The 26,992-nt window shown below is 43.5% G+C and carries 20 protein-coding genes; 13 read left to right on the top strand and 7 right to left on the bottom strand.

Translation table 11 applies throughout. The features are described 5' to 3' along the window. Positions 1–240: 240 nt before the first annotated feature. The 9 genes from ACMXYS_RS04060 to ACMXYS_RS04020 all read left to right on the top strand — a co-directional run bounded on the left by ACMXYS_RS04060 (position 241) and on the right by ACMXYS_RS04020 (position 12,113). A complete protein-coding gene (locus tag ACMXYS_RS04060) occupies positions 241–1,284 on the top strand; it encodes a Leu/Phe/Val dehydrogenase (RefSeq protein ID WP_415884639.1) in 1,044 nt (347 codons plus the stop codon). Positions 1,285–1,313: 29 nt separating this feature from the next. Continuing rightward, positions 1,314–2,396 carry a pyruvate dehydrogenase (acetyl-transferring) E1 component subunit alpha gene (gene pdhA, locus ACMXYS_RS04055; protein WP_415883730.1) on the top strand — a complete coding sequence of 361 codons (1,083 nt, stop codon included), beginning with the start codon at positions 1,314–1,316 and terminating at the stop codon, positions 2,394–2,396. Further along, a complete protein-coding gene (locus tag ACMXYS_RS04050; protein WP_415883729.1) occupies positions 2,393–3,376 on the top strand; it encodes an alpha-ketoacid dehydrogenase subunit beta in 984 nt (327 codons plus the stop codon). The genes pdhA and ACMXYS_RS04050 overlap by 4 nt, the downstream gene beginning before the upstream one ends. Next, on the top strand, positions 3,373–4,497 hold the full coding sequence (locus ACMXYS_RS04045) for a dihydrolipoamide acetyltransferase family protein (RefSeq protein ID WP_415897668.1): 1,125 nt from the start codon (positions 3,373–3,375) through the stop codon (positions 4,495–4,497). Before ACMXYS_RS04050 ends, ACMXYS_RS04045 begins: the two co-directional genes overlap by 4 nt. A gap of 170 nt (positions 4,498–4,667) precedes the next feature. Next, the gene (locus tag ACMXYS_RS04040) at positions 4,668–6,590 is read left to right on the top strand and encodes a PrkA family serine protein kinase (protein ID WP_415897667.1); all 1,923 of its coding nucleotides are present in this window, start codon (positions 4,668–4,670) and stop codon (positions 6,588–6,590) included. A gap of 102 nt (positions 6,591–6,692) precedes the next feature. Next, the gene (locus ACMXYS_RS04035) at positions 6,693–7,982 is read left to right on the top strand and encodes a YeaH/YhbH family protein (protein WP_415897666.1); all 1,290 of its coding nucleotides are present in this window, start codon (positions 6,693–6,695) and stop codon (positions 7,980–7,982) included. Beyond that, positions 7,979–9,505: a SpoVR family protein gene (locus ACMXYS_RS04030; RefSeq protein WP_415883725.1), complete on the top strand. Its 1,527-nt coding sequence runs from the start codon at positions 7,979–7,981 to the stop codon at positions 9,503–9,505. Before ACMXYS_RS04035 ends, ACMXYS_RS04030 begins: the two co-directional genes overlap by 4 nt. Positions 9,506–9,605: 100 nt before the next feature. Then, the gene (locus ACMXYS_RS04025) at positions 9,606–9,974 is read left to right on the top strand and encodes a histidine triad nucleotide-binding protein (protein WP_415883724.1); all 369 of its coding nucleotides are present in this window, start codon (positions 9,606–9,608) and stop codon (positions 9,972–9,974) included. A gap of 159 nt (positions 9,975–10,133) precedes the next feature. Then, positions 10,134–12,113 (top strand): AAA family ATPase, encoded by a 1,980-nt coding sequence (locus tag ACMXYS_RS04020; RefSeq protein WP_415897665.1) that lies wholly within the window; start codon positions 10,134–10,136, stop codon positions 12,111–12,113. Between the two features lie 18 nt (positions 12,114–12,131). Here the strand turns inward: ACMXYS_RS04020 and ACMXYS_RS04015 are convergent, their stop codons facing one another. Together ACMXYS_RS04015 and ACMXYS_RS04010 are read right to left on the bottom strand one after the other, a co-directional pair. Then, positions 12,132–12,557 (bottom strand): PilZ domain-containing protein, encoded by a 426-nt coding sequence (locus ACMXYS_RS04015; protein WP_415883722.1) that lies wholly within the window; start codon positions 12,555–12,557, stop codon positions 12,132–12,134. A gap of 97 nt (positions 12,558–12,654) precedes the next feature. Continuing rightward, positions 12,655–13,689 carry a DUF2333 family protein gene (locus ACMXYS_RS04010; protein ID WP_415897664.1) on the bottom strand — a complete coding sequence of 345 codons (1,035 nt, stop codon included), beginning with the start codon at positions 13,687–13,689 and terminating at the stop codon, positions 12,655–12,657. A 336-nt stretch (positions 13,690–14,025) separates the two neighbouring features. Between ACMXYS_RS04010 and ACMXYS_RS04005 the strand changes: the two genes are divergently transcribed. Continuing rightward, positions 14,026–16,683: a putative bifunctional diguanylate cyclase/phosphodiesterase gene (locus ACMXYS_RS04005; RefSeq protein ID WP_415897663.1), complete on the top strand. Its 2,658-nt coding sequence runs from the start codon at positions 14,026–14,028 to the stop codon at positions 16,681–16,683. A 37-nt stretch (positions 16,684–16,720) separates the two neighbouring features. Here ACMXYS_RS04005 and ACMXYS_RS04000 read toward each other — a convergent pair whose 3' ends face one another. Then, positions 16,721–18,199 (bottom strand): response regulator, encoded by a 1,479-nt coding sequence (locus ACMXYS_RS04000; protein ID WP_415883719.1) that lies wholly within the window; start codon positions 18,197–18,199, stop codon positions 16,721–16,723. A 299-nt stretch (positions 18,200–18,498) separates the two neighbouring features. Here ACMXYS_RS04000 and ACMXYS_RS03995 point away from each other — a divergent pair, with 299 nt between their 5' ends. Together ACMXYS_RS03995 and ACMXYS_RS03990 are read left to right on the top strand one after the other, a co-directional pair. Beyond that, positions 18,499–19,434 carry a bifunctional enoyl-CoA hydratase/phosphate acetyltransferase gene (locus tag ACMXYS_RS03995; RefSeq protein ID WP_415883718.1) on the top strand — a complete coding sequence of 312 codons (936 nt, stop codon included), beginning with the start codon at positions 18,499–18,501 and terminating at the stop codon, positions 19,432–19,434. Positions 19,435–19,439: 5 nt separating this feature from the next. Next, complete coding sequence (locus ACMXYS_RS03990; RefSeq protein WP_415897662.1) at positions 19,440–20,621, top strand: acetate/propionate family kinase; 1,182 nt, start codon at positions 19,440–19,442, stop codon at positions 20,619–20,621. 73 nt (positions 20,622–20,694) lie between these two features. Here the strand turns inward: ACMXYS_RS03990 and ACMXYS_RS03985 are convergent, their stop codons facing one another. Both ACMXYS_RS03985 and ACMXYS_RS03980 read right to left on the bottom strand, forming a co-directional pair. Further along, the gene (locus ACMXYS_RS03985; RefSeq protein WP_415897661.1) at positions 20,695–21,927 is read right to left on the bottom strand and encodes a DEAD/DEAH box helicase; all 1,233 of its coding nucleotides are present in this window, start codon (positions 21,925–21,927) and stop codon (positions 20,695–20,697) included. Between the two features lie 163 nt (positions 21,928–22,090). After that, positions 22,091–24,361: a P-loop NTPase fold protein gene (locus ACMXYS_RS03980; RefSeq protein ID WP_415897660.1), complete on the bottom strand. Its 2,271-nt coding sequence runs from the start codon at positions 24,359–24,361 to the stop codon at positions 22,091–22,093. A 411-nt stretch (positions 24,362–24,772) separates the two neighbouring features. Here ACMXYS_RS03980 and ACMXYS_RS03975 point away from each other — a divergent pair, with 411 nt between their 5' ends. Beyond that, positions 24,773–25,096, top strand: a complete 324-nt coding sequence (locus tag ACMXYS_RS03975; RefSeq protein ID WP_415897659.1) for a thioredoxin domain-containing protein — start codon at positions 24,773–24,775, stop codon at positions 25,094–25,096. Between the two features lie 82 nt (positions 25,097–25,178). Here the strand turns inward: ACMXYS_RS03975 and rlmB are convergent, their stop codons facing one another. Both rlmB and hemH read right to left on the bottom strand, forming a co-directional pair. Beyond that, entirely contained in the window at positions 25,179–25,919 is a 741-nt protein-coding gene (rlmB, locus tag ACMXYS_RS03970; protein WP_415897658.1) for a 23S rRNA (guanosine(2251)-2'-O)-methyltransferase RlmB, read from the bottom strand. Between the two features lies 1 nt (position 25,920). Continuing rightward, positions 25,921–26,931: a ferrochelatase gene (gene hemH / locus ACMXYS_RS03965; RefSeq protein ID WP_415897657.1), complete on the bottom strand. Its 1,011-nt coding sequence runs from the start codon at positions 26,929–26,931 to the stop codon at positions 25,921–25,923. Positions 26,932–26,992 lie beyond the last annotated feature (61 nt).

The raw sequence follows: 26,992 nt of genomic DNA, 5'->3' as shown, positions 1-26,992 counted from the left end.
TCAGCGAAAAGACGCACTTCTAGCCATTTCGCACCTGCAAAATGCTTGAGAGACTGTAATTTATTTTGAATTTTTCAATCTGAAATTTGCCTAAAACTGTGCTATTCCAAAAGTGTAGAGATCCAAAAGACACGCTACCGCATACAAAGTTCAGTTAACTGGTAAAAGTGCGACCCACAAATCACCGATTAACTGCACACAATTGATGTTTTCCTGTAGATACAGACGGAGGACCCCGTGATGTTTGAACAGATGGAAAGCAATGGCACACAACGCCTACATTTCTGCCACGACCCTGAAACGGGCCTCAAGGCTATCATTGCCATTCACTCGACTTTGCGTGGCCCCGCGATCGGCGGCTGCAGGTTTATTCACTACAACGATGACGATTCTGCCATAACTGATGCGCTTAGATTGGCTCGAGGTATGAGTTACAAAGCAGCACTTGCTGGACTTCCGCACGGTGGAGCCAAAGCTGTCATCATTAAGCCAAAATCAGACTTCAACCGCGCAGAACTTATGCAGCGCTTTGGTCAATTTGTTGATGGTTTAGGTGGTGAATACATAACAGCAATGGACAGCGGTACTCAGATTAGCGACATGGATCAGATTCAAAAGAGCACCGCCTTTGTAACCTGCACTCAAACCACTGGCGATCCCTCCCCCTATACCGCACTCGGCGTGTTTGAAGGGATTAAAGCTTCCGTCAGATTCAAGTTAAATCGAACGTCACTGAAAGGTGTGCACGTCAGTATCCAAGGCCTAGGACATGTAGGTTACGAAGTTGCCCGCTTACTCCATCAAGCCGGAGCCAAGCTGACAGTTACCGATATTGATCAAGCTCGTGTGACTCAATGCGAGAAAAGCTTTAACGCTGCGAGTGTTGCACCTGATCAGATTTACGCTGTAGATGCTGATGTGTTTTGCCCTTGTGGACTTGGTGCGATTATAAACGACACGACTCTGCCACAACTTCGTGTGTCCATCATTGCTGGCTCAGCCAACAATCAACTAACAGAAGAGAAACACGGCGACCTGCTAGCCGCTCAAGATATCCTTTACGCACCTGATTATCTGATCAACGCGGGCGGTTTAATTTTTGTAGCACTGCAATATTCAAAACAGAACAGCCGAGAGATCCGCCAAAAAGTTATTCAGATAGGTGATTCGCTCACCCAACTTTATCAAAACGCGGCGCAAGCTAAGCAAGGTGTACATCGTCTAGCCAATCACCAGGCTGAACAAATCATCAGTGCATCTAACGACTTCAATTCCGCAGCTTAAGCTAATGATAGCGGTTAGGAGGATGAGTTATGAGTCACACACCACTGCAATATTTAGATAGTGAGGGGAATCCCACACAGCGCTTGCCACAATGGTGCCAATCACCTGATTGGTTTCTACGCTGCTATCACAACATGGTATTGGCTAGACAGTTTGACGCTAAAGCCATCGCGCTACAACGCACGGGTCAATTGGGCACTTACGCATCCCTACTAGGCTCAGAAGGAATCGATGTTCCCACGGCACTCTGCATGAGCGAAGAAGATGTTCTCGTGCCCTACTATCGAAACCATGCCTGCCAGATGATTAGAGGACTCGCCCTTGAAGATATTCTTTTATATTGGGGCGGTGATGAACGAGGCAATGCTTCACCCCATATGAAGAAGGACTTCCCTAACTCAGTCCCAATCGCCACTCAATCATTGCATGCCTGTGGTGTTGCAACAGCGCTAAAAGTACGTAATCAAAAGCACGCTGCTGTGACCTTAATTGGCGATGGCGGCACCTCTAAAGGGGATTTTATGGAATCCCTAAACATCGCTGGGGTATGGCAACTACCTGTAGTCTTTATCATCAACAACAACCAGTGGGCAATTTCTGTACCGCGTAAAATCCAATCCGCTGCCGCTCAGTTAGCTGACAAAGCACAAGCCGCTGGAATTCCCGGTATGCAAGTGGATGGTAACGATGTGATTGCTATGCATGAAGCGGTAACTCAAGCTTTACAGCGCGCTTATGACGGTAAAGGAGCCACCCTAATTGAAGCCATAAGCTACCGCTTAAGTGACCACACTACCGCTGATGATGCGACCCGTTACAGGGATAACGAAGAACTGAAGCAAGCTTGGGAGAAAGAACCAGTAAAACGCTTGCGTAACTTCATGGTTACTCAAGGCTTTTGGGACGAATCGAAAGAACAAGCTCTTCAACAAGAGATCACGCAACTCGTCCAACAAGCAGCAGAAAAGTATTTAGCAATTGATCCTCAAGCTCCCGAGTCCATGTTCGATTACATGTATGCCGAGCTACCCGAGCATCTCATCGAACAGAGGGACTGGGCGACAATCAAGGCGATGCCAAATGCTAGCCATGCTGTGGAGGATGCATCATGAAACATTCAGTATGTCTTCTTGAAGCGGTCAATCTAGCTTTGGCCTCAGAGATGCGAAGGGACGAGGAGATCGTTCTATTGGGAGAAGATATTGGCGTTAATGGCGGTGTTTTTCGCGCTACCGCGAATCTAAGAGATGAGTTTGGCCTTAAGCGCGTAATGGACACGCCATTAGCAGAGTCTATGATCGCAGGGCTGAGTATAGGTATGGCCAGCCAAGGTTTGAAACCAGTGGCTGAGATCCAGTTTATGGGCTTTATCTTCCCCGCATTAGAGCAGATCATCTGTCATGCCGCACGCATGCGAAATAGAACCCGCGGCCGTCTCACCTGCCCTATGGTGATTAGAGCTCCTTTTGGTGGAGGCATTCATGCCCCTGAACATCACTCGGAAAGTACTGAAGCCCTTTTGGCTCACATTCCTGGCCTTAAGGTCGTCATTCCCTCCTCTCCAGCACGTGCGTACGGGCTTCTTTTAGCAGCCATTCGAGATCCAGACCCTGTGCTCTTTTTAGAACCCAAGCGGATCTATCGCAGCCAGCAACAAGAGATTTTAGATAACGGCGAAGCATTGCCTTTAGGCAGCTGTTTTACGCTACGTGAGGGCTCAGATATTACGTTAATTAGCTGGGGTGCAATGATCACAGAAACATTAGCAGCAGCAGAGCATTTCCAAAATAAAGGTGTGCACTGTGAAGTGATCGATGTAGCCAGTATCAGCCCTTTAGATATGACTACAATTCTAGCCTCCGTGAAAAAGACGGGGCGCGTTGTGATTGTACATGAGGCCCCTAGAAATGCGGGTATAGGTGCAGAAATAGCTGCAACCATCGCAGAGAGAGCACTCTTAGATCTACAAGCGCCTATTGCTCGGGTAACGGGTTATGACACTGTTATGCCCTATTTCCGTCTTGAAAATCACTACCTACCTAACACTCAAGACATCATCGACAGTATCAATGAGACATTGGAGTTCGCATGAAATATTTCAAACTACCAGATCTCGGCGAAGGACTTCCTGAAGCAGAAATTGTGGAATGGAATATCAAAGAAGGTGATTCTGTAGAAACAGACCAAGTACTCCTGTCTGTAGAAACAGCCAAAGCGATTATTCAAGTACCCTCTCCGCAAGCAGGTGTGATAGCGCATCTATTTGGGCAGCCAGGTGATGTTATCCACACTGGAGAGCCCCTATTGGAATTTGAAGGTGAAGAAGACAGTGACAGTGGTACTGTTGTCGGTGAAATTCCACAAGCAAACACAGACTCCACTACTCAAGATTCCTTCTTTATTGGTGCCGCTCCAAGCAGCCAAATCAGTGCAACAACACAGAAAGCGACACCAGCAGTAAGAGCCTTAGCCAAACGCTTAAATATCGATTTAAACCAAGTAAAAGGTAGCGGACAACAAGGCAACATCACGCCAAAAGACGTTGAACAAGCCGCTCGACTGGATCAAACCCATGGCAAAGCTGAGCCTTTACGTGGGGTTCGTAAGCATATGGCGCAGGTCATGAGCAAAGCGCATAGTGAAGTCGTGCCTGTCACTATTCATGAAGATGCAGATATTAATAGCTGGCCTAAAGGCACAGATATCACACAACGGTTAATCCATGCCATAGCAGAAGCCTGCACAACAGAACCAGCAATTAATTCGTGGTTTGATGGCAATACCCTCAGTCGGCGAATACATTCCAAAATTGATCTTGGTATCGCGGTTGATACAGAACAGGGATTATTTGTTCCAGTATTACGTGACATTAGTAACCGCTCACCTTCCCATCTACGAGAAGGATTAAATCTTCTCCGTACAGATGTCAAAAACAGAACGATCCCTGCTTCTGAACTACAAGGAGCCACAATCACGTTGAGTAATTTCGGCACTATTGCCGGACGTTACGCAAATCCAATTGTGGTTCCCCCACAAGTGGCAATTATTGGTGCAGGCGTTATTCGCAAACAAGTTGTAGCCGTAGGTGAGGAAATAAAAATTCATCGTATTCTTCCTATTTCACTTACCTTTGATCACCGCGCACTCACTGGCGGCGAAGCGGCTCGATTTCTAGCTACGTTTATCCAAAGCCTTGAACTACAAGAAATATAAGTCCTTATAAATCATAAGATTATTAAACGATGAAACCTTAAGGAAAGTTTTAGAGTCAAATGTTCAGAGTTCAAAAATGTGAACTACACTAACTACAGGTAAGCAAGCAAAACAGCCTGACATAATTATTCAAAAATCCAAATAAGCTTGGCTGAATAAAGGTGATTTGTATGAGTATCTTTGACCACTATAAAGCCCGCTATGATTCTGTTCAGCAGGAAGAATACAGTTTGGACGAATATCTCCAACTGTGTAAACAGGACCCTATAATCTACGCTGATGCGGCTGAACGTATGCTGCAAGCGATCGGTGAACCTGAAATGGTTGATACCGCTGCTGATCCAAGACTAAGTCGTATTTTTTCGAACAAACTGATCCGCCGTTACCCTGCATTTAGCGAGTTTTATGGTATGGAAGATGCGATCGAAAATATTGTCTCTTACTTTAAACATGCGGCTCAAGGTCTAGAAGAACGTAAACAGATCCTTTACTTACTTGGTCCAGTGGGTGGCGGTAAATCGTCCTTGGCCGAACGCCTTAAGCATTTAATGGAGCACATTCCATTCTATGCCATTAAAGATTCACCTGTTTTTGAGTCACCTTTAGGTCTATTCAAACCGGAAGAAGATGGTGTCATTCTTCAAGAAGAATACGGTATTCCTTCACGCTACTTAAAAGGCATCATGTCACCTTGGGCGGCCAAGCGTTTACACGAATATGGTGGGGATATTTCTAAATTCCGTGTAGTAAAACTCTACCCTTCTATTTTGGATCAGATTGCCATTGCCAAAACCGAACCAGGTGATGAAAACAACCAAGATATTTCTAGCCTTGTGGGTAAAGTTGATATTCGTAAATTGGAAGATTTCCCACAACACGACCCTGATGCTTATAGTTTCTCTGGTGCATTATGTCGTGCCAATCAGGGTATGATGGAATTTGTGGAGATGTTTAAAGCCCCCATCAAAGTACTTCACCCTCTACTAACAGCGACTCAAGAAGGTAACTACAATAGTACCGAAGGCATGGGGGCTATTCCTTACGATGGTATTCTCCTCGCCCACTCCAATGAATCAGAGTGGACAACCTTTAAGAACAACAAAACCAATGAGGCATTTATCGATCGTATCTACATCGTAAAAGTACCTTATTGCTGCCGTGTAACCGAAGAGATCCATATCTACGAAAAACTTTTAGAGAATAGCTCATTAAATAACGCACCTTGTGCGCCAGATACGCTAAATATGCTGGCACAATTTTCAGTTCTCTCGCGAATGAAGGAACCTGAAAATTCTAGCCTGTATTCAAAAATGCGTGTGTATGACGGTGAGAATCTAAAAGACACGGACCCTAAAGCGAAATCTATGCAGGAATATAAGGACTCTGCAGGTGTTGATGAAGCAATGGATGGTTTATCAACCCGTTTCGCTTTCAAGATTCTATCCAAAGTATTTAACTTTGACCCTTCAGAGGTTGCAGCTAACCCAGTCCATCTCCTTTATGTACTCGAAAAAGAGATTGAACAGCAGCAATTCCCTGCCGAAATCCAAGATCGCTATTTAGGCTATCTAAAAGAGTTTATCGCACCTAAATATATCGAGTTCTTGGGCAAAGAGATTCAAACCGCTTACTTAGAGTCTTACTCAGAGTACGGACAAAATATATTTGATCGCTATGTCACATACGCTGATTTCTGGATACAGGATCAGGAATATCGCGACCCAGAAACAGGTGACATATTAGATCGTCAGGCGATTAACGAGGAACTCGAAAAAATCGAAAAACCTGCCGGTATCAGTAATCCAAAAGATTTCCGACACGAAATTGTTAATTTTGTACTGCGTGCCCGTGCCAATAACAACGGTAAAAACCCATCTTGGATGGGTTACGAGAAAATGCGTACCGTTATTGAGAAGAAAATGTTCTCCAATACGGAAGACTTGTTACCTGTTATTTCCTTTAATGCGAAAGCCTCTACAGATGAACAAACCAAGCATGGTGAGTTTGTTAAACGGATGATAAAACGAGGCTATACCGAGAAGCAGGTGCGATTACTGTCCGAATGGTATATCCGCGTTAGAAAGTCACAGTAGTTAATCGGCAATAACAGTTGGTGAAGGCATTCATTCGGGCAAAGGCCTGCCCGAATGAGATGAAGAGCCTAAGTGCAGGCCATCTACGGGGATAGAAGTATTATGAGTTACATCATAGATCGCCGCCTGAACTCCAAGAACAAGAGCACGGTTAACCGTCAGCGCTTTCTTCGTCGCTATAAAAAACATATTAAAGATGCAGTAGAAGATGCGGTGAACAACCGCTCCATCAAAGAGATCGAACAAGGTGGCAGCGTTACCATTCCTCGCAGGGACATCTCCGAACCCATTTTTCATCATGGTGAAGGCGGCGTTCGTAATAAAGTTTTCCCTGGCAACAAAGAGTTTGTTGTAGGGGATCAGTTCCAACGCCCGCAAGGTGGCGGCGGTGGCGGCGGCAGCGGTGAAGGCCAAGCCAGCAATCAAGGTGAAGGGGAAGATGATTTCACCTTCCAGATCGATCAGGAAGAGTTTCTAGACTTTATGTTTGATGGTTTGGAACTCCCCTATCTAGTCAAAAAACAGCTAAAAAGCGCAACCCAATTTGAAACCCGCCGAGCTGGATTTACCAATGCTGGTAGCCCCGACAAGATTCATATTGTGCGTTCGTTAAAAGCAGCCCACGCACGTCGCATTGCCTTAACCGGCAAAGACAGACGCAAAATCCGCGAACTCAAAGCGGAAATTTTGAGCTTAGAGCAACGTTTACCCGATGATGATGCAGAGAAACAGATTTCAGCATTAAATTCCGAAATTGAAGAGATTAAACAGCGTTTAAAGCGTGTACCTTTCCTTGATGACTTTGACATTAAATACAACAATTTAATCAAAGTTCCCGTGCCTTCAAGCAAGGCCGTGATGTTCTGCGTTATGGACGTATCAGGCTCTATGACTCAAAGCATTAAAGACATGGCGAAACGCTTTTTTATCTTGCTGTACCTCTTCCTGAAACGGAATTATAAACAGATCGAAGTTGTCTTTGTTCGCCACCATACCCACGCCAAAGAAGTCGATGAACAAGAGTTCTTCTACTCCCGCGAAACCGGCGGCACGATCGTATCCAGCGCTTTAGACCTGACTTCAGATATTCTAGAAGAACGTTATTCCCCAGCAGACTGGAACATCTATGTAGCTCAGGCATCCGATGGCGATAACTGGGATGGAGATTCCAGTAAATGCTACCAGCTCCTTGATGAAAAGATCCTCAAGCAAGTTCAGTATTTCGCCTATGTAGAGATCACTACAGGACCCCACCAAAACTTGTGGCATGAATACGAACGCCTACAAGCAAAGTGGGAAGAATGCTTTGCCATGCAACAGATAAAAACCCCAGCAGATATTTTCCCAGTATTTCGTAGTCTATTTGAGAAAAAGGTTGAGGGGGCAGCATGAAAAAACGCAGTCCAATATCCACCGGAGCTGAGTGGAGCTTTGAACTTATTGCCGAATATGACCGAGAAATCGCTCGCATTGCCAAAGACTTCGGCTTAGACACATACCCCAATCAGATCGAGGTCATTACCTCCGAACAGATGATGGATGCCTACGCCTCCATCGGCATGCCTTTAAACTATAACCATTGGTCCTTTGGTAAACAGTTTGTTGATACCCAACAAAACTATAAGCGCGGCAGAATGGGCCTTGCTTATGAGATTGTAATCAATTCCGACCCCTGTATCGCTTATCTAATGGAAGAAAACACCATGACAATGCAGGCCCTTGTTATTGCTCATGCCTGTTATGGTCACAACTCTTTCTTTAAAGGTAATTACCTGTTTAAAACTTGGACCGATGCCTCAGCGATTATTGATTACCTTCTCTTTGCTAAAAGCTATATCAGCCGATGCGAAGAAAGATACGGTGTAGATACAGTTGAGGAGCTACTGGATTCGTGCCATGCACTCATGAGCTATGGCGTAAATCGATATGTTCGCCCACAACCGCTGACAGCAGATGAAGAAAAAGAGCGCCAGCAAGCGCGGGAAGAATATATCCAGCGTCACTTAAACGACTTGTGGAACACGATTCCAAAAAAAGAGGAAGGAGCAACACCAGTTATTCAGCACTTCCCTAAAGAACCTGAAGAAAACATACTCTATTTTATAGAGAAAAACGCCCCACTTCTTGAACCATGGCAACGAGAGATTGTTCGTATCGTTCGAAAAGTGGCGCAATATTTCTATCCACAGAAACAGACCCAAGTAATGAACGAAGGCTGGGCTTGCTTCTGGCACTACACGCTTCTGCATCAAATGCATGAAGAGGGCTTAGTAACCGATGGATTTATGATGGAGTTTCTTCACTCACATACCAGTGTTGTCTACCAACCGCCATTCGATAGTCCTTACTTCAACGGCATTAATCCCTACACATTGGGATACAACATGATGCAGGACATCAAACGTATCTGTGAAGAACCAACCGACGAAGACCGCGAATGGTTCCCTGATATCGCAGGTTCCGATTGGAAAAAGACATTAGACTACGCCATGCGTAACTATAAGGATGAGAGCTTTATTCTCCAGTACCTCTCGCCAAAACTCATCCGTGAGCTAAAACTTTTCACCATTATGGATAACTCTGAAAAAGCCAATTTGGAAGTCACATCAATCCATGATGAAGCGGGCTATCGTCAAGTACGTGAAGATCTTTCTTCTCAATATAACTTAGGGAACAGAGAACCTAATATTCAGGTCTACGACGTAGATGTCCGAGGAGATCGAAGCCTAACCTTGAGACACTTTATGTATAATAAACAACCGCTCGGCCAATCCACCGAAGAAGTCCTACGCCATATTCATCGCTTGTGGGGTTTTGATGTCCATCTTGAATCAGTACTTCCTGATAATACAGTGACTAAAAGTTACCATTGCCCAGAAATCCTTGCGGAAGGGAAAACAGAATCGCTACTCTAAACCGAGCGACAACTTTGTTTACTAACGGTTATTCAGTATTTAATCCATTGATAACACTGGATATACTGCATTCAAGTATTTATCACAGTGAGGAAAACTGATGGATTGCCTGTTTTGTAAAATCATAAATAAAGAGATTCCGGCCGAAATCATTTACGAAGATGAGCACGTGATTGCCTTCAATGATATTAGCCCTCAGGCACCAACACACGCACTCATTATTCCGCGCAAACATATAGCAACGCTTAATGATATTAGTGCTGAAGATACAGAAGTCGTTGGTCATATGGTCAAAACTGCTGGCACTATTGCTAAGCAGTTAGGAATCGATGAATCAGGCTACCGAACTGTATTTAATTGCAACTCTGATGGGGGCCAAACGGTTTATCATATCCACCTTCACCTTTTGGGTGGCAAACCCATGGGCTGGCCACCATACCAAGAGAAAATGAAAGAAGCGCTTACCTAAGCCCGCTAAGTTGAGATTCAGCTAAAGTGTGGATAATCGCTACGCTTTAGCTATAACTAAACGATATAGCTATCAAAATCCGTAATTGGAAGCGGTATCCTAAGGGAATATAATTACGGCTCTTAAATACTGTTTTATAAAGAGAATAAGCTTCTATCTATGCTACCTGACAACCAGCGCAATGTTGATCATATCAACGGATCAAACGAAACGGATTCGTCATTTACTGGGCCATATAGGCATGCCGGATATAAGCGCGCCCTTAGTTCTTTAAGGGAAGCCCTAAACTTCGAAAATGCAGTAATACTCAAAGGCGTTGAAGGCACAGGTAAAAGCACCCTTATTAATGAATTCATCAGTGAATACCATCATAAAGGGGTTCCTGTTGCTATTTTCAACGAGCCTTTAACAAAAACATCGCAGCTTTATTCTAAGCTAGCCGATACGCTAGAAGTCCCAAAGCAAAAGAAAGAGCTAATACGAGCCCTCAGAAACACTAAAGATGCAGGTCAATTCTGCTTGGTTATTATTGACCAGCAAGCTATTAATTCTGATGACAGCATCGTTAATGCTTTACAGCAATTATGTAAAACTTCAGAAACAACCGCTGGTGCAATCAAATTGGTGGTGATTCGCCAAGATTACATGGTTTTGCACCCAGAAGCAGAAAGTTTTCAACAAGCAGATTTCAGTAACTGGATCAATATAGAAGTCACTTTAGATCCTCTACATATAGACGACATCGAAGGCTACATATATTACCTGTCGGCGATTAAAGGGCTTCCTCCGACCCCTTATGAAATTGGGACCGACTTTATGATGATAGATCAGACAGAAGGTAGAATTGGCCGTTTAAAAGCCCTACTACTTCCTCTGATTCATAAAGACGTTATTACTCGTAAAGACTTCCAAAGCTCGGAAGGACATAATCAACCCTTAACATCCGCAAATTCAGGAGTTTTTGCTTTAGGTCTCGCTATCATTCTAGCCATTGGCATTGGTATCAATCAGTTTTTCCTATCAGATGAGAGTGATGAAACTGCAGAAGTCGTAGAGAACAGCCCTCCTATTTTTGCCGAACCAAAAACAAAAGCTTCGACAGAAAAGACTGAAAATGTAGCGCCGCCAAGCATTACTACCGAAGAAACAGTTCAAACCCCTGAATCATCTTCTGACAACAGTCCTGAACTAGCTAATACTTTACCGACACTTAGCCCTGAATTAGAAAACGACAGCCCTAAATCAGCTCCCCCTCAACAAATAAAAGCGACTACACTCGACATTTCTGAAGTTAAACCGCCCGTATCCAATAAGAAAGATTCTCGCCCAGTCGAGGATCTTGCGTCGCTGCCACCAGCAGAGTTTCAAGCTGAAGTTAACTCCAAGCTAACATTATTGGAAGAACAACTCTCTGCAGCAATTGAAGAAAACAATCGATTAAAGCAAGCACTTGAAAATGCTGAACAAAAGCAGTCTGAAACAGTTGAGCTCGCAGTTGCAATAGAAGCGCCTCAAACGCCTGATGTTGAAGATACCAATTCAATTGAAATTGCAGCGTCTCATACATCCGAAACGACTGATGCAGTCACAAATCAGTCATCAGAAACACCTGACGTGACTACAATAAGCCCTGAAGTTAATATTGAAGAAACGCAAACTGTCGAAGAACTTACTAAAACGGAAGAGATCGTAGTTACAGCCCTTGCCACAGATTCTGAAATAAGCTCAGAAATAGCACCCGCTCTTGTTGAAACTGCTCTTACTACAGAAAAAGCAGCCTCTCCCCAAGATCTAACGACTACCCTAATAGATCGCTGGACAAATGCATGGCAAGCCCAAGACCACGAAACTTATACAGCTAGCTATATATCAGAGTTTAATGGCGCTTATAAAACGCATCAACACTGGTTGAAGAAGCGTTACGATGCCTTAAATCGTCCAGAATGGATCAAATTAACACGTGAAGAACTACGGAATATCAAACAGCACGAGAATGAGATTCGAGTAGACTTCTGGCTCAAATACGAAGCAGCCAATGGCTACAAAGATAGGACCCTTAAGCGACTTACTCTTGTCTTTAAAGGCGATGAATGGCTAATCGCTAAAGAACAAAACATTAAAGTGGAACCCTATTTCTAAATAGTACTAGATATTGGATCAGTGCACGTTCTGTGGAAACTCATGAGCGTGTTCTGAAATCCACTCGATTGCCGCCTCCTCAGAATTGAGCTCTCGCCCCTCCTCTTCAAGGATTTTCTGACGATACTCTTCGATGTAACATATCTGCTCGACCATACGAACTGCATAAGCTGTTGCAAGATCAGAAAAGCCTATTCCGACCAAAAAGCCACTGCCTTTACTTTTACACCAAACAACATGACCAATGGTTTTAAAAGGCGGTGTCTCTAGTGAGATCTCAACTTCTACCGCATCACCTGGAGTCATCAAACTTTCCGTTTCACAGGACAAACCGCCTGCACTTACATCTTGCGTGGTGACTTCAGTAACGTTTTCGTTTTTTGATTGCTGATTACACAGCTTAATAGGGATCGCTGCAGGATGACGAATAAAACGACGAGGCATAACGTTTCTCCTCTACCACTACTATTTAGTGTAGACCCAGAAACAAATAAGGGGCACTAAGCCCCTTAAAGATAAACAAAAATTACTTAATCAACCCTTAACCTTTCGCTAATAGCTCTCGCAAATCGATAATTGCAGCATTAGCACGGGAAATATAGTTCGCCATCACCAAAGAGTGATTAGCGAACAAACCAAAACCGCCACCATTAAGGATCATTGGGCTCCACACGGTCTCCTGAGTTGCTTCCAACTCACGAATAATCTGACGAAGGCTCACACGCGCATTTTTCTTGTCTAGCACAGGCCCAAAATCTTGCTCAACCGCTTTCAAGATATGTAATAGTGCCCAAGCAGAACCTCGTGCTTCATAGAATACATCATCGATTTCCAACCAAGGTGTTTTCACTTCTTTATCAGAAGCTGTTTGCGTAGATTGTTCTGCAGCAGGATCACCCGCTAAATCTGTATTCACACGCTTCTGGCCAACACTTGCACTTAAACGCTGCGACAAACTTCCTAAACGTGTTTGAACATCACCAAGCCAGTTATTCAAATTATCCGCACGCGCATAGAATTGTGCTTCAGATTCAGCAACTTGAGTTAGCTCCGTCTGGTATTTGTGAAGTGCTTCTAGACCTTCCTTGTACTGAGACTCGGAAGAAGGTAATAACCAACTGTTCGCATCAAAGTGGAATTGAGGCTCAGCAACTGTTAACTCTGGATGCTCAACTGATTGTGACTGCGAACGGCTAAAGTCTTTACGTAAGGCACGTGCAAGATCACGAGACTGCACTAATACGCCGTATTCCCAATTGCTGATGTTGTCTAACCAGATACCCGGAGGCGCCACATCATTAGTGATATAACCACCCGGTTTATGCAGCAGAGTATCCATCAATCGATGCAAGGTATAAACCGTTGGATAGCCCGTTGTTACCTTAACGCCTTGCTCCTCTGCATCCGCTTTGGCTTCAGCAACAGGATCAAACGCCGCAGGAGGGCAGCTCCAATAGACACCGAGAGGGACAGAGGTAACTATAACTAGCGTAACAGCACTAAAAATAGCCCGGCTAATTTTGCCTCCTGGCATGTTGTCCCAAAAATCCAAAAACCAATCTATCAATAATCCCATGAGGTTCCTCAACTCTAACAATCCGTCTGGACGAAATAACTGTCCACCTATTATCTATTACCACAGCTTAACTGATCCTAAAGCCATTCGGAACGTTGCAATGGTCGAAGCAAAAAACTTCTTTCACCAACTCACTGAATAACAAGCTCAGAATTCACGTAGACTAAATTTGATAAATCACTCAAAAAAAAATGATTCTTTTGTAATTCAAGTCAGTATTTTTGTTCTTCTTCCTTATTTTAAGAGCTAACATAAGAAGATGATGATGTATCTTTGCTATAGTGACACGAAGTTGCTAACCCATACGATGGTAGCGCTATAGGGAGAACTTAAAATATGGCGGGACAAGAAGGGATCAAACCGTTAAAGCTCTTATTCACGCTACTATCGGTAATTCTTTTATCTGCTTTGACCGTTTTCAGCATTGCCCTATGGGACGATGTAAAAACGAGCCAGTACGATAAGCTTTATAAGCAAAACCAGACACTGATCAGCCAAAGCCGCTCTTTCTTTGATCATCAAACTCGCCTGATCGTCAAAACTGTCCAAGCTCGTTTTATTGATAAAAAATTACAAAAACGCTCGGTATCCAACGTATTCGAATATCTGCTATCAGCAACAGGCGAAGCTGCTGTTTTCTCTCTTATTGATATCAAAGGTAAGGTTTTACTTAGTAAAGGTGATATTAATCCACCGCAATTACCCAGCCAGAATACTGTTTTAGAAAACCTAAAAGTCAGTCAAACGGCTCAGATAGGCTACCTCCATAGAGCAGGTTTACTTGGAGAATCATTACTTCCCTTCTACGTTCCTATTCTTAATAAAGACAAGAAGATCATTGCCGTTGTGGTCGCTTTTTATCGTGTTCAAGGAAAATCATCCCTGATGCAAAACTTTATTAGTCCGGATAACAATACTATCTGGCTCCTAGGGGAACTTGGTCAAGTACGTATGTCCTACCCCGTTCCTAAAGGTTTTGTTTCAGACCTATTTGGTTGGCGTTTAGCCCAAGAAACTGCATCAGAAATCCAATACAACCTGCAATCAGGTAAAACTAAGCAAGGGCTAGAACTTGAAGTAAAAGGTGAACAAGTCCTCGCCAACGTAGGTTACTTACCAGAATATAAACTTATTACACTTAACTCCTACCCAGTGGCTAAGCTCTTTAGCTCATGGCTAGAAAGAATGCGTCCTATAGGCATTGTATTTGTTCTATTTCTTCTCGCAGCATTACTTGCCTACAGAGTTTCACTGCAAATCAGTAAACGCATGTCTGATGCAAAACAAACAGCAGAAGGCAACGTACAAAAACTATCCAAAGCAATTGAACAAAGCCCTGACAGTGTCGTTATTACAGACAACTTATGGAGCATAGAGTACGCCAACAGTCACTTTGACTTAGCAACCGCAAAGCCGAATGCCCATGACGAAGCCCGGGGACATAACATTATTGATTTCCCTCCTTATAATGTTCTTACTCGCGACCTAAAAAAAATTAGTGATGAGATATCATTGAAAGGCAGCTGGTTTGGCGAACGTAAAACGGACTTTGACGGTAAGTGGTATTCTTTCTCTATTAGTCACATAACTAATCCAGACGATGAACTTACCCATTATGTAGTCGTCGTTCAGGATATCAGTAGCCGGAAGCAAGCCGAAGCTAAGCTCTACAAACAGGCAAATTTTGACCCATTAACAGGCCTACCTAACCGCCGTAGAACTAACGAGAATCTAACTAGAGAGCTACAAAATGCTTGGAAAAGCAAACAACAAGTTGCTGTTCTCTATCTAGATATAGATAACTTTAAGACCGTAAACGATACTTTTGGTCACATGATTGGTGATCAATTATTACAATTGGTCGCTGGTAGACTCGTTAAATGCTGTAAAGGCAAAGCGCAGATTTGTCATATCAGCGGTGATGAATTTTTAGTGTACGCTACTTATGACAAGATCCCTGAAGTAGAAAGCCTCGCTGACAAAATACTACGAAACGTAGAAAAGCCAGTGCTAATTGAAGGGAAACAGATCTTCATATCAGTGAGCATCGGTATCTCGTGCTACCCAGAAGACAACAACGAAGTTGCAGGTCTGATTAAATTTGCAGATATTGCCCTATTCGAATCTAAGAAGGATGGCCGCAATCGTTACAGTTTCTTTGACCATGAACTCGATAGACGCTTAAAACGCCGACATACGATCGAAACAGAACTACGCCAAGCACTTGAGCGCGGTGAGATCTACATGGCTTACCAAAGCAAAAACAATATAGATACCGGTCATATTATGGGATTTGAAGCCCTAATGCGCTGGAACAGCTCTGTATTAGGTCCTGTGGGTCCATTTGAGTTTATTGAAATAGCCGAAGAGATTGGGGTTATAAACGAACTTGGTGAGTTCGCTCTGCGCCAAGCTTGCCTCGACCTGATCGAGCTACAGAAATTCAGCGACACCCCTCTGATCATGGCTGTTAACCTCTCAATCAGACAGCTAAACGATGATAGCGTCATCGATATGGTTGATGGAGTGATCAAAGAAACGGGCATTGACCCTAGCAGACTTGAACTGGAGATCACTGAAAGTCTCTTAGCTGAGAATATTGAAAAGCTACTACCCCGTTTAGAAAAACTTTTAGAATTTGGAACATCACTCACCATTGATGACTTTGGTACGGGCTATAGCTCTCTAAGCTACCTAACAACCTTCCCAGTCTCAACCTTAAAAGTAGACCGTGCATTTGTGAAAGATATGGTACACAACCAAGGTGATGCCACATTGACTCATACCATCATCACAATGGCACATGCACTAAAAATGAAAGTAGTTGCGGAAGGGATAGAGGATGAAGATCAGTTAGCCATGCTAAGAGACTTTGGCTGCGATATTGGGCAAGGCTATCTTTTTAGCCGACCATTGATACATAAAGAGATGGAAATTTTGGTAGAAACTGAGAATCTACCGAATACTCGTGCTTTAAATGATAGCCTTACCTAAAAAGGCAAGGCAATTCGTTTCCATTAAGGGAAATGGCTTAGATTAGCTGTGTCTCTCCTTCAGGGAAGTGCGCACGAATGTAATCCAATTTACCTGATTCAACCAGACCTACAAACACCTCTACAAGACGTTTATCAAGATGACTTCCAGCAATTCGTTGAAGCTCATCGGTTGCTTCTTTTTGAGTCCAAGCGTCCTTATAGCTGCGCTTAGATACCAATGCATCGAAAACATCGACAACAGCAACAATCCTAGCAGCGAGCGGAATTTCATCCCCTTTCAAACCTTTAGGGTAGCCACTGCCATCCACTTTCTCATGGTGACCGAGTGCAATATCTCTCGCCATATTGAAGAACGCATTTTTGCCCAGGATCTTAGCCCCAATAGCAGAATGCTGTCGCATAACTTCCCATTCTTGGTTATCCAATGAGCCCGGTTTGTTAAGAATGGCATCAGGCGTGGTAATCTTACCTACATCATGCATCATGCTAGAAAAGCCAAGGCGATTGACCACTTCTTCCGATAAACCAATCGCTTTACCCAACTCTTCTGAATACTCTTTCACTCTGTTAATGTGATTACCTGTATCGTTATCTTTAAAATCACAAACCATGGCTAGTTTCTGGATCGTTTCTAAATTGGCTTCATACAACTCTTGTGTACGCGCTCTGACACGTTCTTCCAAATAACTATTAGCCTCATCCAACTCTCGATTAAGTCGCTGCTGTTCCTTATAAAGGTGACGAGTTCGAAGGTGAGAACCTACACGTGCACGCAGCTCTTCATGACTGAACGGCTTTGTTATGTAGTCACTAGCACCAGCCGTCAATAGATCACATAAAAGCTCTTCCTGGTCGAATTGAGTAACGACAATCACCGGCACTTGATCATACTGAGAGCAGGAACGGATCAAATGATTTAACTCAATACCATCCATCTCAGGCATCTCGACATCGGTCATCACGAGATCAACATCATCGTGTTGCTGAAGTGTCTCCCACGCCTCTTTACCATTTTGGCAAAGCACAGGTGAACAGCCTAATTGCTCAAGCATCTGACCATATAGCGCTAATAAAGCCACACTATCCTCAGCCACTAGCACTTTGAATCGCTGCCCCGCAATATGCTGACTAAACTGCATTGTTTCTTTACGCTCAATCACATTCTTCACTCTTTCAAGTAAGAAATGCTGAGTACAGTTTTTCATAATGAAATCAGTTACGCCCGCCTGAAAGCAGTTACGCTTTAACTCCATAGAGCGAAGTGAAGAGACAACAATAATTGGAACAAGTAAAAACTCAGGACGAGCTTTAATCTTAGATGCAAAGGCGACACATTCTGTATCCGGCAGCTCAGCTCCCAATAGAATGAGATCAGGAATATCAAAACTGAGAGCCTTATAACAGCTTTCACCAGTTTGATGTAGTTTTACGCGATAACCGGCATCTTCGAGTACTGCTTTGTAAAATGTACGAATTGTCGAGCTGCCATCAACCACAAAAATGGTTTGTTGCATCCTTAAATCTCCCAGAGGTTCCGTCCTGCCAGACTGAATAGTCTGAAACTACAAATATGCTCTTACTTATACCACCTTGTATTTTAAGACCCTACTAAACCTTAGGTTATTTTTAGCTTTTTTGTGACTTAACAACATGAATTTTTTAACGCTGAATCACGCCAATGTACGACCTTTGTGTATAAACCTGACATGAATCACTGGCAAAAATGCTGCAGCGCGTCATAATCAGGTCATATACAATTATTACCTTCAGTTCTATCAAATAACGGGTAATACAATTTATTTTCGAGGTTTTGATGGTTATTCAAGAAAAACCACCGCTGCACGACCAGCTAGAATTTTTTATTGAACAAGCTGAAAAGGCTCGCCCTATCCGTACAGCTGTTGCCCATCCAGTTGATGGCAATAGTCTGATTGGCGCAGTGGAAGCAGCCGAGCACGACCTTATTATCCCAACACTGGTTGGGCCTGAAGCAAAGATTAAAGCCGTAGCTGAAGAACAGAATCTGGATATCAGTAATTTTGAGCTAATCAATACAGAACATAGCCACGCCGCTGCAGAGCTAGCTTGTGAACTGATCAAGCGCGGCGAAGCCGAAGTATTGATGAAAGGTCATTTAGGTACATCGGAATTGCTACGCGCAGTGGTTCACAAAACAAAAGGGATCAGAACTGAGCGCCGCTTGAGTCACGTCTTTGTGTTTGATGTACCAAACTATCATAAGCCGCTAATCATCACCGATGCGGCAATCAACATCACACCAGATCTGTACTGTAAAAAAGATATCACCCAAAACGCGATCGATTTCTGCCGTGCACTAGGCGTTCAGACACCGAAAGTGGCTATTTTATCCGCGGTAGAAAAAGTTAAGCCTAATATTCAAAGTACCATCGATGCTGCTGCGCTTTGCAAAATGGCAGATCGCTCACAGATAACAGGTGGTCTATTAGATGGTCCTCTTGCCTTTGATAATGCGATCTCGCAACAAGCCGCTATCGACAAGCATATTGTTTCCGACGTATCCGGTGATGCCGATATTCTGTTAGCCCCTGATTTAGAATCCGCAAATATGATTGCTAAGCAGCTAATTTATTTAGCCAACGCTAAATCGGCAGGCATCGCATTGGGTGCCAAAGTACCGATCATTCTAACAAGCCGTGCAGATAAAACGCTTGCTCGTCTAGCCTCCTGTGCGTTGGCATCTCATATGGTTCATCACAAAGAAAAGTAGGTCGTATGGAAACGATTTTAACGGTTAATGGCGGCTCCTCTAGCTTAAAATGCGCATTGTTTAAGTACACAGGCGCTAAGCTAGAGCTGCTATATAACTTTAAGCTGGGCAATATCCTTAATGATACCGCTCGCTTTAAAGTGAAAGGTGCGTCCGGTGAAGTTCTACTTAAGAGCACGCCAAGCTTTAGCGACGTGCCTAAAGAGCAACGCCACCAAGCCTGCTTAAAAACTATACTCGACTGGCTAAATGCTGAAGTCAGTGACAACTCTCTATGCGCCTTCGGCCATCGCGTTGTTCATGGGGGTAGTCACTTTAGCGCGCCTATCCTGATTAATGATCAGGTATTAGATAAGCTGGCGAGCTTTATTCCACTAGCGCCACTGCATCAGCCTTATAACCTAAGACTGATCGAGGCCTGCAGAAACATAGCTCCAGACCTACCTCAAGTAGCCTGTTTTGACACAATGTTTCATGCCGAGCAATCCTCGTTGGAGCAACACTATGCCCTGCCTCGTAAATACACTGAGGAAGGTGTTCATCGCTACGGTTTCCACGGGCTTTCATACGAATACATTCAGCGCCAACTTGTTGAGCAGAAAAGCGGCCATCTAAAAACCGTAGTCTGTCACTTAGGCGCTGGCGCAAGTATGTGCGCCATCGGCGAGGGTAAATCTGTTGCTTCGTCCATGGGCTTTACTGCGGTAGATGGTCTGCCAATGGGTAGCCGTTGTGGCAATATCGACCCAGGTGTTTTGCTTTACCTACAGCGCCATCACAACCTTTCAGCAGATGATCTGGAAGCGTTGATCTACAAGCAAAGTGGCTGGCTAGGTGTGTCGGGCATCAGCTCTGACATGTTGGAGCTTGAGCAAAGCGACCAACCCGAAGCTGAAGAAGCAATCGATATGTTCTGCTACCGTGCAGCACTAGAGATTGGCCGTTTATCTGCAGCACTCGAAGGTCTAGAGCAGATTGTATTCACAGGTGGTGTCGGCGAAAACAGCGCCAATGTCAGGGAACGTATTCTTAAGCGCTGTGAATGGCTAGGTGTTAAATTTAACCCTCATGCTAATTCAACCAACGACAGCATTATCAATGGTGCCGATTCTAAAGTGACTGTGCGCGTCATCCCGACCAATGAGGAAGCGATGATCGCCATGCACACTAAGGATTTAATGGCTTAATAGTCATTACACAAACATTAAAAAAGGGTACTTACTAAAAGTACCCTTTCTTATGTCTATTCATCCACCGAGCTTACTTCTTCGGCTTTTTCGGTGCTTTCTTCTTGCCACTAACCGGCTTTTTCTTCTTTTTCGTGCCTGCTGCTTTACCCGAGGCTTTCACTTTTTTCGGGCCTTTGTAGCTACCTACCAAGCTTTCGATCAATTTACGTCTAAAGCGAGTCTTCAGGTAACGCTCAATCGAAGACATTAGGTTCCACTCGTGCGGATCGATCAAAGAGATCGCCTGGCCCTCCTGGCCGGCACGACCGGTACGGCCAACACGGTGAAGGTAGAGATCGCCCTTACGCGGCATCTCCATGTTGATTACTAACTCAACCCCTTCCACATCCAAACCACGGGATGCGAGGTCAGTGGTTACCAAAACCTTTGTTGTGCCCTTGCGGAAGCCTTCGATCGTCGCAAAACGACCTTTCTGCTGGACATCACCATGCAATAGTGCCGCTTTGAATTTGTGGTAACGCAAAAACCCATCCAAACGGCGCGCTTCGGTTTTGCTGTTACAGAACACAATCGCCTTATCGTACGATTCGTTTTCTAGCAACCAGCACAGCTGTTTATCTTTATGAGACTGATCATCAGACAGCAAAATGCTCTGCTTGATTCCCTCTTCAACTTCACGCTTTTGACCAACACGAATCCACTCAGGATCGACCAATAGCTTTTGAGCTAACGTACGAACTTGCGTTGGTAAAGTCGCAGAGATCAACAATGTCTGACGTGCTTCTGGGCAAAGGGTTAGAATCTGATCCAAACGCTCTTTAAAACCGGTTTCTAGCATACGATCCGCTTCATCCAGAATCAGCAGATCTAGGCTATCCAACTCAATAGAACGGTTTTCCAAATGCGGTACTAAACGGCCCGGTGTCGCAATCACCAAATCAGCACGCGCCAAGCGCTTTTCCTGCTGTTTAAAATCTTCACCGCCCACCAGCGAAACAGCATCTAGTTCTAGACCTTCAGCCAATTTATTAAACTGTTGTAACACCTGCTCAGCTAGTTCACGCACAGGTACAAGTACGATGGCTTTCGGTTGACGTGTGGGCGATTTACCCGCTGACAGCTCCTGTACCAACGGAATCAGATAAGCTCCGGTTTTACCGCTCCCCGTTGGCGAACTTACCAACAAATCCATCCCTTCCAACAACAAAGGCACCGCCTTTTGCTGAACCTCAGTCGGCTCACTGAAGCCAAGCGTTTTAAGGTTCTCTTCTAACTGTGGATGTAGTGCGATATCAGAAAACATAGTGATTCCATAAACAAAGAAAGCGATGAACATTCATCGCTTTCAAAGATAACGTATAAAGATCAGGCTCGCTGTTTTTACAGTGAACAAGCAGATATGGCTATGATACAGGATTTGAGAATGACGTAGGATTAAATTTACTTAGGCCCAAATTATTTTCCTGCTATTCAGAGATTTCTTGCTCTCTTTTATTAAGTGCTTCTTGGAAAGCGTTGAATGCTTCTAGACCTTCAGCATCAAAGTTAGCTTCGTCAATATCTTGTATTTTTTCTTGGATAGGTGCAACTTCTAGAAAGTTTTCAATATTCTCAAGCTTTATATAGGTTGTAATTGTAACTACATGATCCCCCATAGAATGAGACGAGGATTTACTTACAAATTTTTTCAATAACGTAATACAACCTTCAACTGTCTGTGTCTGCAGTCTCAACCAATCTATAACTTTGCTTTCATCACCCCAGCGGCTCCAACGATACAAGAAAGAAACTAAATGTTTATTAGAAAGTAATTCGGGTGACGAAGTTTCAGACATTTCATCCAATTTCCTTACAAATTCCGCCTTAAGCTGTTCAAATTCACTATTTAGTAGAATTTGGTCTGCATCTGAATTTTCTCTCCGATTTTCATCGCCTTGCAGTATATGCTCGACAATAGATAATCCGCTTGAATCTTTGAAACAATCTAGCAACAGATTCCCTCGTTCTTCCACATTCTCAATTCGTCGCAGGAACCAGACAACAAGTCTTACAGCGTGAGTATTCGAGCTAAACATCGTAAACCCTGTTGATTCATGATCGACAAGGTCACCAATATCTAGAACCCCTTTAATATAAGCCTTCCCATTTTCTAACGGAATTTGATCTGTAAATGATTCAAACTGCGATAGAGCATTTTTGATAATACCCCGCTCCTTAAGGGACAACACAAAAGATGAAAATCTATCAGAATCGGCAGTTAGACTTAGCATTTCTTGAAGGTCCGAGTTGGACAGTTCACCACTTGGGATAGAAAACTGGAAGTACTTGTCGAAATTATTGGGGTGACAAACACGCATCCCTCTTAACCAAGTGCTGGCAAATTCTTCAGAATATGAAGTTCCACCAAGAGCCCATTCAATAGTTGGAAACAGTTGCTCTACCATTTCTTTTACGGCCTCTCGCTTATCAGGATTAGCTTTATCCAAGATGCCATTTATTAAAGCTGCGGTAGATTCCTCACTTCTCCCATATCTATCAGAACCATTCTTCGTGAATATTACTTTCGAACGCGAAAGTTCCTTATAAACATCTGGCTCAAACACTCTTAGACACTCAAGCGCAATTAAGTCTACAGGGTTTACTTCAAAAGCACTTCTACCTTTAAGTAAGGCAAAGTGAAATGACAAGGTAGAGGTAAATCTATAAACACTTCTCAAATTATCAAAGTATGTATTCATGGAACCTTGGAAGATATTGCCCCACCGACCAGGATCAAACATACTTGCTGCGGATTTATCTTGCTCGATTATTTGGTCTAACTTGTTGAATAATAGACCGTGAATTCGTGTATTTTCTATACGAGGTATATCAAAAGGCACTTGTATTATTTTTTCCAAATAATCTCGACCTAGTTGCATGCCATCGCTCATTTTATCTTCTACTAGATCCCTCTGAAATAAAAGAAGAAATACCACATTCGGGAATTCCAAATTTGCTTTTAGAAGTTGAAACACCATTCTCAATTGAGAAGAAGTGAGTCTATCTAAGTCATCCATTACTACTATCAAGGGGCCATTGCGCTTTAGCAGTATGGTTGTAAGCTCCTGCCTAATATCACTTAAGCTCTGCTCCTTATCCTTCGTAGTTGCCTCAACATTACCACTTAATTTTTCAAGTAAACCTTTGCCCCATTTCAATGCTGCAGCCCAACCACCTAAAACAATAAGCATAGAGGTACTAGCATTGTTGACCCATGTTTCGTTGGAAAAATTACCTCCGATACCAATAAGCGTCGCAAGAACGAATAGCGTAGGAAGAGCTAAACTAAGACCTGATACTACAGTCTCCCCCGTATTTAGATAACGTCCATACATTTTCAGAGTAGCCGCTAATTTCTTCCCTTCTCTACTCTTATCTTTTCGACCTATTGATTTTGATACTTCTTGAAAGAATGAAGCAGTAATTTTTTCTTGAGCAGCCCACTCCCATGGAGAAAATTGAATTATATCCGGCTTGTTTTCGGTAATTTTTTCTAATCGAGAAAGAGCCATATTTTTAATGGAAGACTTTCCTGCTCCCCAGTCACCATGCAGAGCCACTACCAAACTATCATTTCCTTGCCAACTTGCCATCGCATCTGCTAAATCAGAGGAAAAACCTGAACGGCCTAACAAGTCATCTTCCACTTTTGTTATTGGCCGATCAGAAGCAAATCCGTGTAAGTCATTTGATTCCATATGAATTCTCTCAGGTGATTCCAACATTTGTATATACGAGGCCTGTATATCTATAAACCATATTTGAATAAAAAGTGGGTGTAACTAATTTGAAAGTTAGGATTAAAACTGGATTGAAAAAGGCTCTTCCATAAAAAACCGCGTAAGCGTTATATCAATTGATATACATTCTTAGAAAAGGGAACTCGTACATCTACTCACGCTAGAGTTCCATCTTTTTGGTTTATTAAATTTTTAAATCAAACTCTAGGACAAAATAAACACAAAAGCATGATCAGTTAAAAGCTAAACCAGCATAGCTTTTAGATCTACAAAGAGATACTGCATAAAATCGCATACTACTTAAACTTGCTGCTAACTGTCTATCAGATATAGTTAGCATGCTTATTTACTGACCTAGGCTTTCACTCTATGAAAAAAGTGCTGTTTTCCCTGATGTTTTTCTATGCGACGTCTGTTTCCGCTGATGAAACTGAGCTGTTTTATTTTGAAGCGGAATGGTGTGGGCCATGCAAAATGGTTGCGCCGGTTTTACAGACCCATAATAAAGAAAACCCACAAATGCCAGTTCAGTTTGTTGATGTGGATAATTCACCAGAGATAGCAGAACAGCATAAAGTAAGAGGTATCCCAGTCCTTCATATCTACACCGCTGGTAAGCATTGTGAGGTTATAGGCGCGCCTGATCTGGTTAACAAACCGGTACAGCAGCTTATCAAAGAATGCCTAAAGTAATTTATTCAGCCTGATTCAATTTCCGCCCACAAAAAAGCAGCCACAAGGCTGCTTTTTAAATGGTTTGCTATAAAAACTGTGATCAACTGCTTCTCTGTCTAACCGCTTCAAACAAGCAGATACCTGTAGCAACGGAAACGTTAAGGCTACTAACTTCACCCGCCATTGGAATTTTCACTAGTTGATCACAATGCTCACGTGTCAGACGACGCATACCTTGGCCTTCTGCGCCCATAATCAGTGCCATTGGACCTGTTAGATTCGCTTGATAAACATTAAGATCGGTTTCACCTGCGGTACCTGTGGTCCAGATACCACGCTCTTGCAGACTTTTTAGTGTACGAGCTAAGTTGGTGACCAGAATGTACGGTACAGTTTCTGCTGCACCACAAGCGACTTTAGCTGCGGTTGCATTGAGTGGTGCTGATTTATCTTTAGGCGCGATGACTGCCTGTACACCGGCTGCATCAGCAGTACGCAGACAAGCACCTAGGTTATGAGGATCTGTTACACCATCGAGTACCAATAGGAACGGTGGTACATCGAGGTTATCCAGCAGTTGATCTAGGAACTTTTCGTTGTGGGTTTGGATCGGTTTACACAGTGCAACGACACCTTGGTGGGAACCACCATCGGCTAGCTCTTCCAGATCACGTTTAGTGACTTGTTCGCATTGGATCTTCAGACCCATCGCCGTTTCGTACAAACGCTGCATGCGGTCATCGTGACGACCTTTGGCAATCAAGATTTTCTGGATACGTTGTGCATCGCGCTTAAGCGCTGTGTTTACGGCGTGAATGCCGAAAAGGTATTCATATTTCATCTTAGCGCTCCCCTACCCAGTCGCCCGCTTGCTCACGTACCAGTGTAGCTAATAGCTCGATAAAGCTATCTTGAGCATTCAGTGCAGGAATATATTGGTAGGATTCGCCACCTGCTTCCATGAACACGTCACGGTTCTCGATAGCAATCTCTTCCAGTGTCTCTAAGCAATCAGCAGAGAACGCAGGACACGCGATCTGTAGAGACTTAACACCTTTCTCGGGTAAAGATTCCAATGTTTTGTCTGTATACGGCTGCATCCACTCAGCAGGCCCAAAACGAGATTGGAATGTCGTCATCCACTCTGTATCAGCAAGGCCTAGCTTAGCCGCTAATAGCTCAGAGGTTTCATGGCATTGTTTTGGATAAGGATCGCCCTTATCCGCGTATTCCTTCGGAATACCGTGGTACGAGAGAATCAATTTATCAGGGCTACTGTTTTCTTCACGGAAGTTTTTAACTTGATCAGCCAACGCAGCAATGTAGTCTGGGTGACTGTAATAAGAGTTAACAATACGAATATCTAAAACTTCACGCTGTTTAAGCTGAAACTTAGCAACCTGATCATAAATAGGCGCAGTGGTGGTCGCAGAATATTGCGGATACATAGGCACCAATAGAATTTTTTGGTAACCGCTTTCTTGTAACTTTTTAAGGCGCGGTGTTAGCCCCGGCTTACCGTAAGTCATCGCAGAGAAAACATCCGGTGCATGCTCACCATGCTTCTGCTGAAGCAGCAGATGAAGGCCCGCTACCTGCTTGTCCAAAATCTTGCGCATCGGGGAATCATCTTCCCAAATGCTGGCATAAGCTTTCGCTACTTTACCTGGACGAACATTAAGGATGATGCCATTAAGAACAGACAACCACAGCATACGCCTTAGGCCTTTGCCTTCAACTACACGCTGGTCAGATAAAAACTCTTTTAGGTAACGACGAACAGCGCCTTTTTCAGCTTTGTCAGGCGTACCTAAGTTAACTAATACAACGGCGGTTTTATCTGTTTGGCTCATTCAGCATCTTTCCTTTTATGTAAGGGGGAGATTATCTCGGATGTGCGACTAAAATCCTATA

It is taken from the genome of Neptuniibacter sp. QD57_21, assembly GCF_047778075.1.
Lineage (GTDB): Bacteria > Pseudomonadota > Gammaproteobacteria > Pseudomonadales > Balneatricaceae > Neptuniibacter.
The sequence above is the reverse complement of the archived record's forward strand: the minus strand, read 5'-3'. Positions and strand labels throughout refer to the sequence as shown.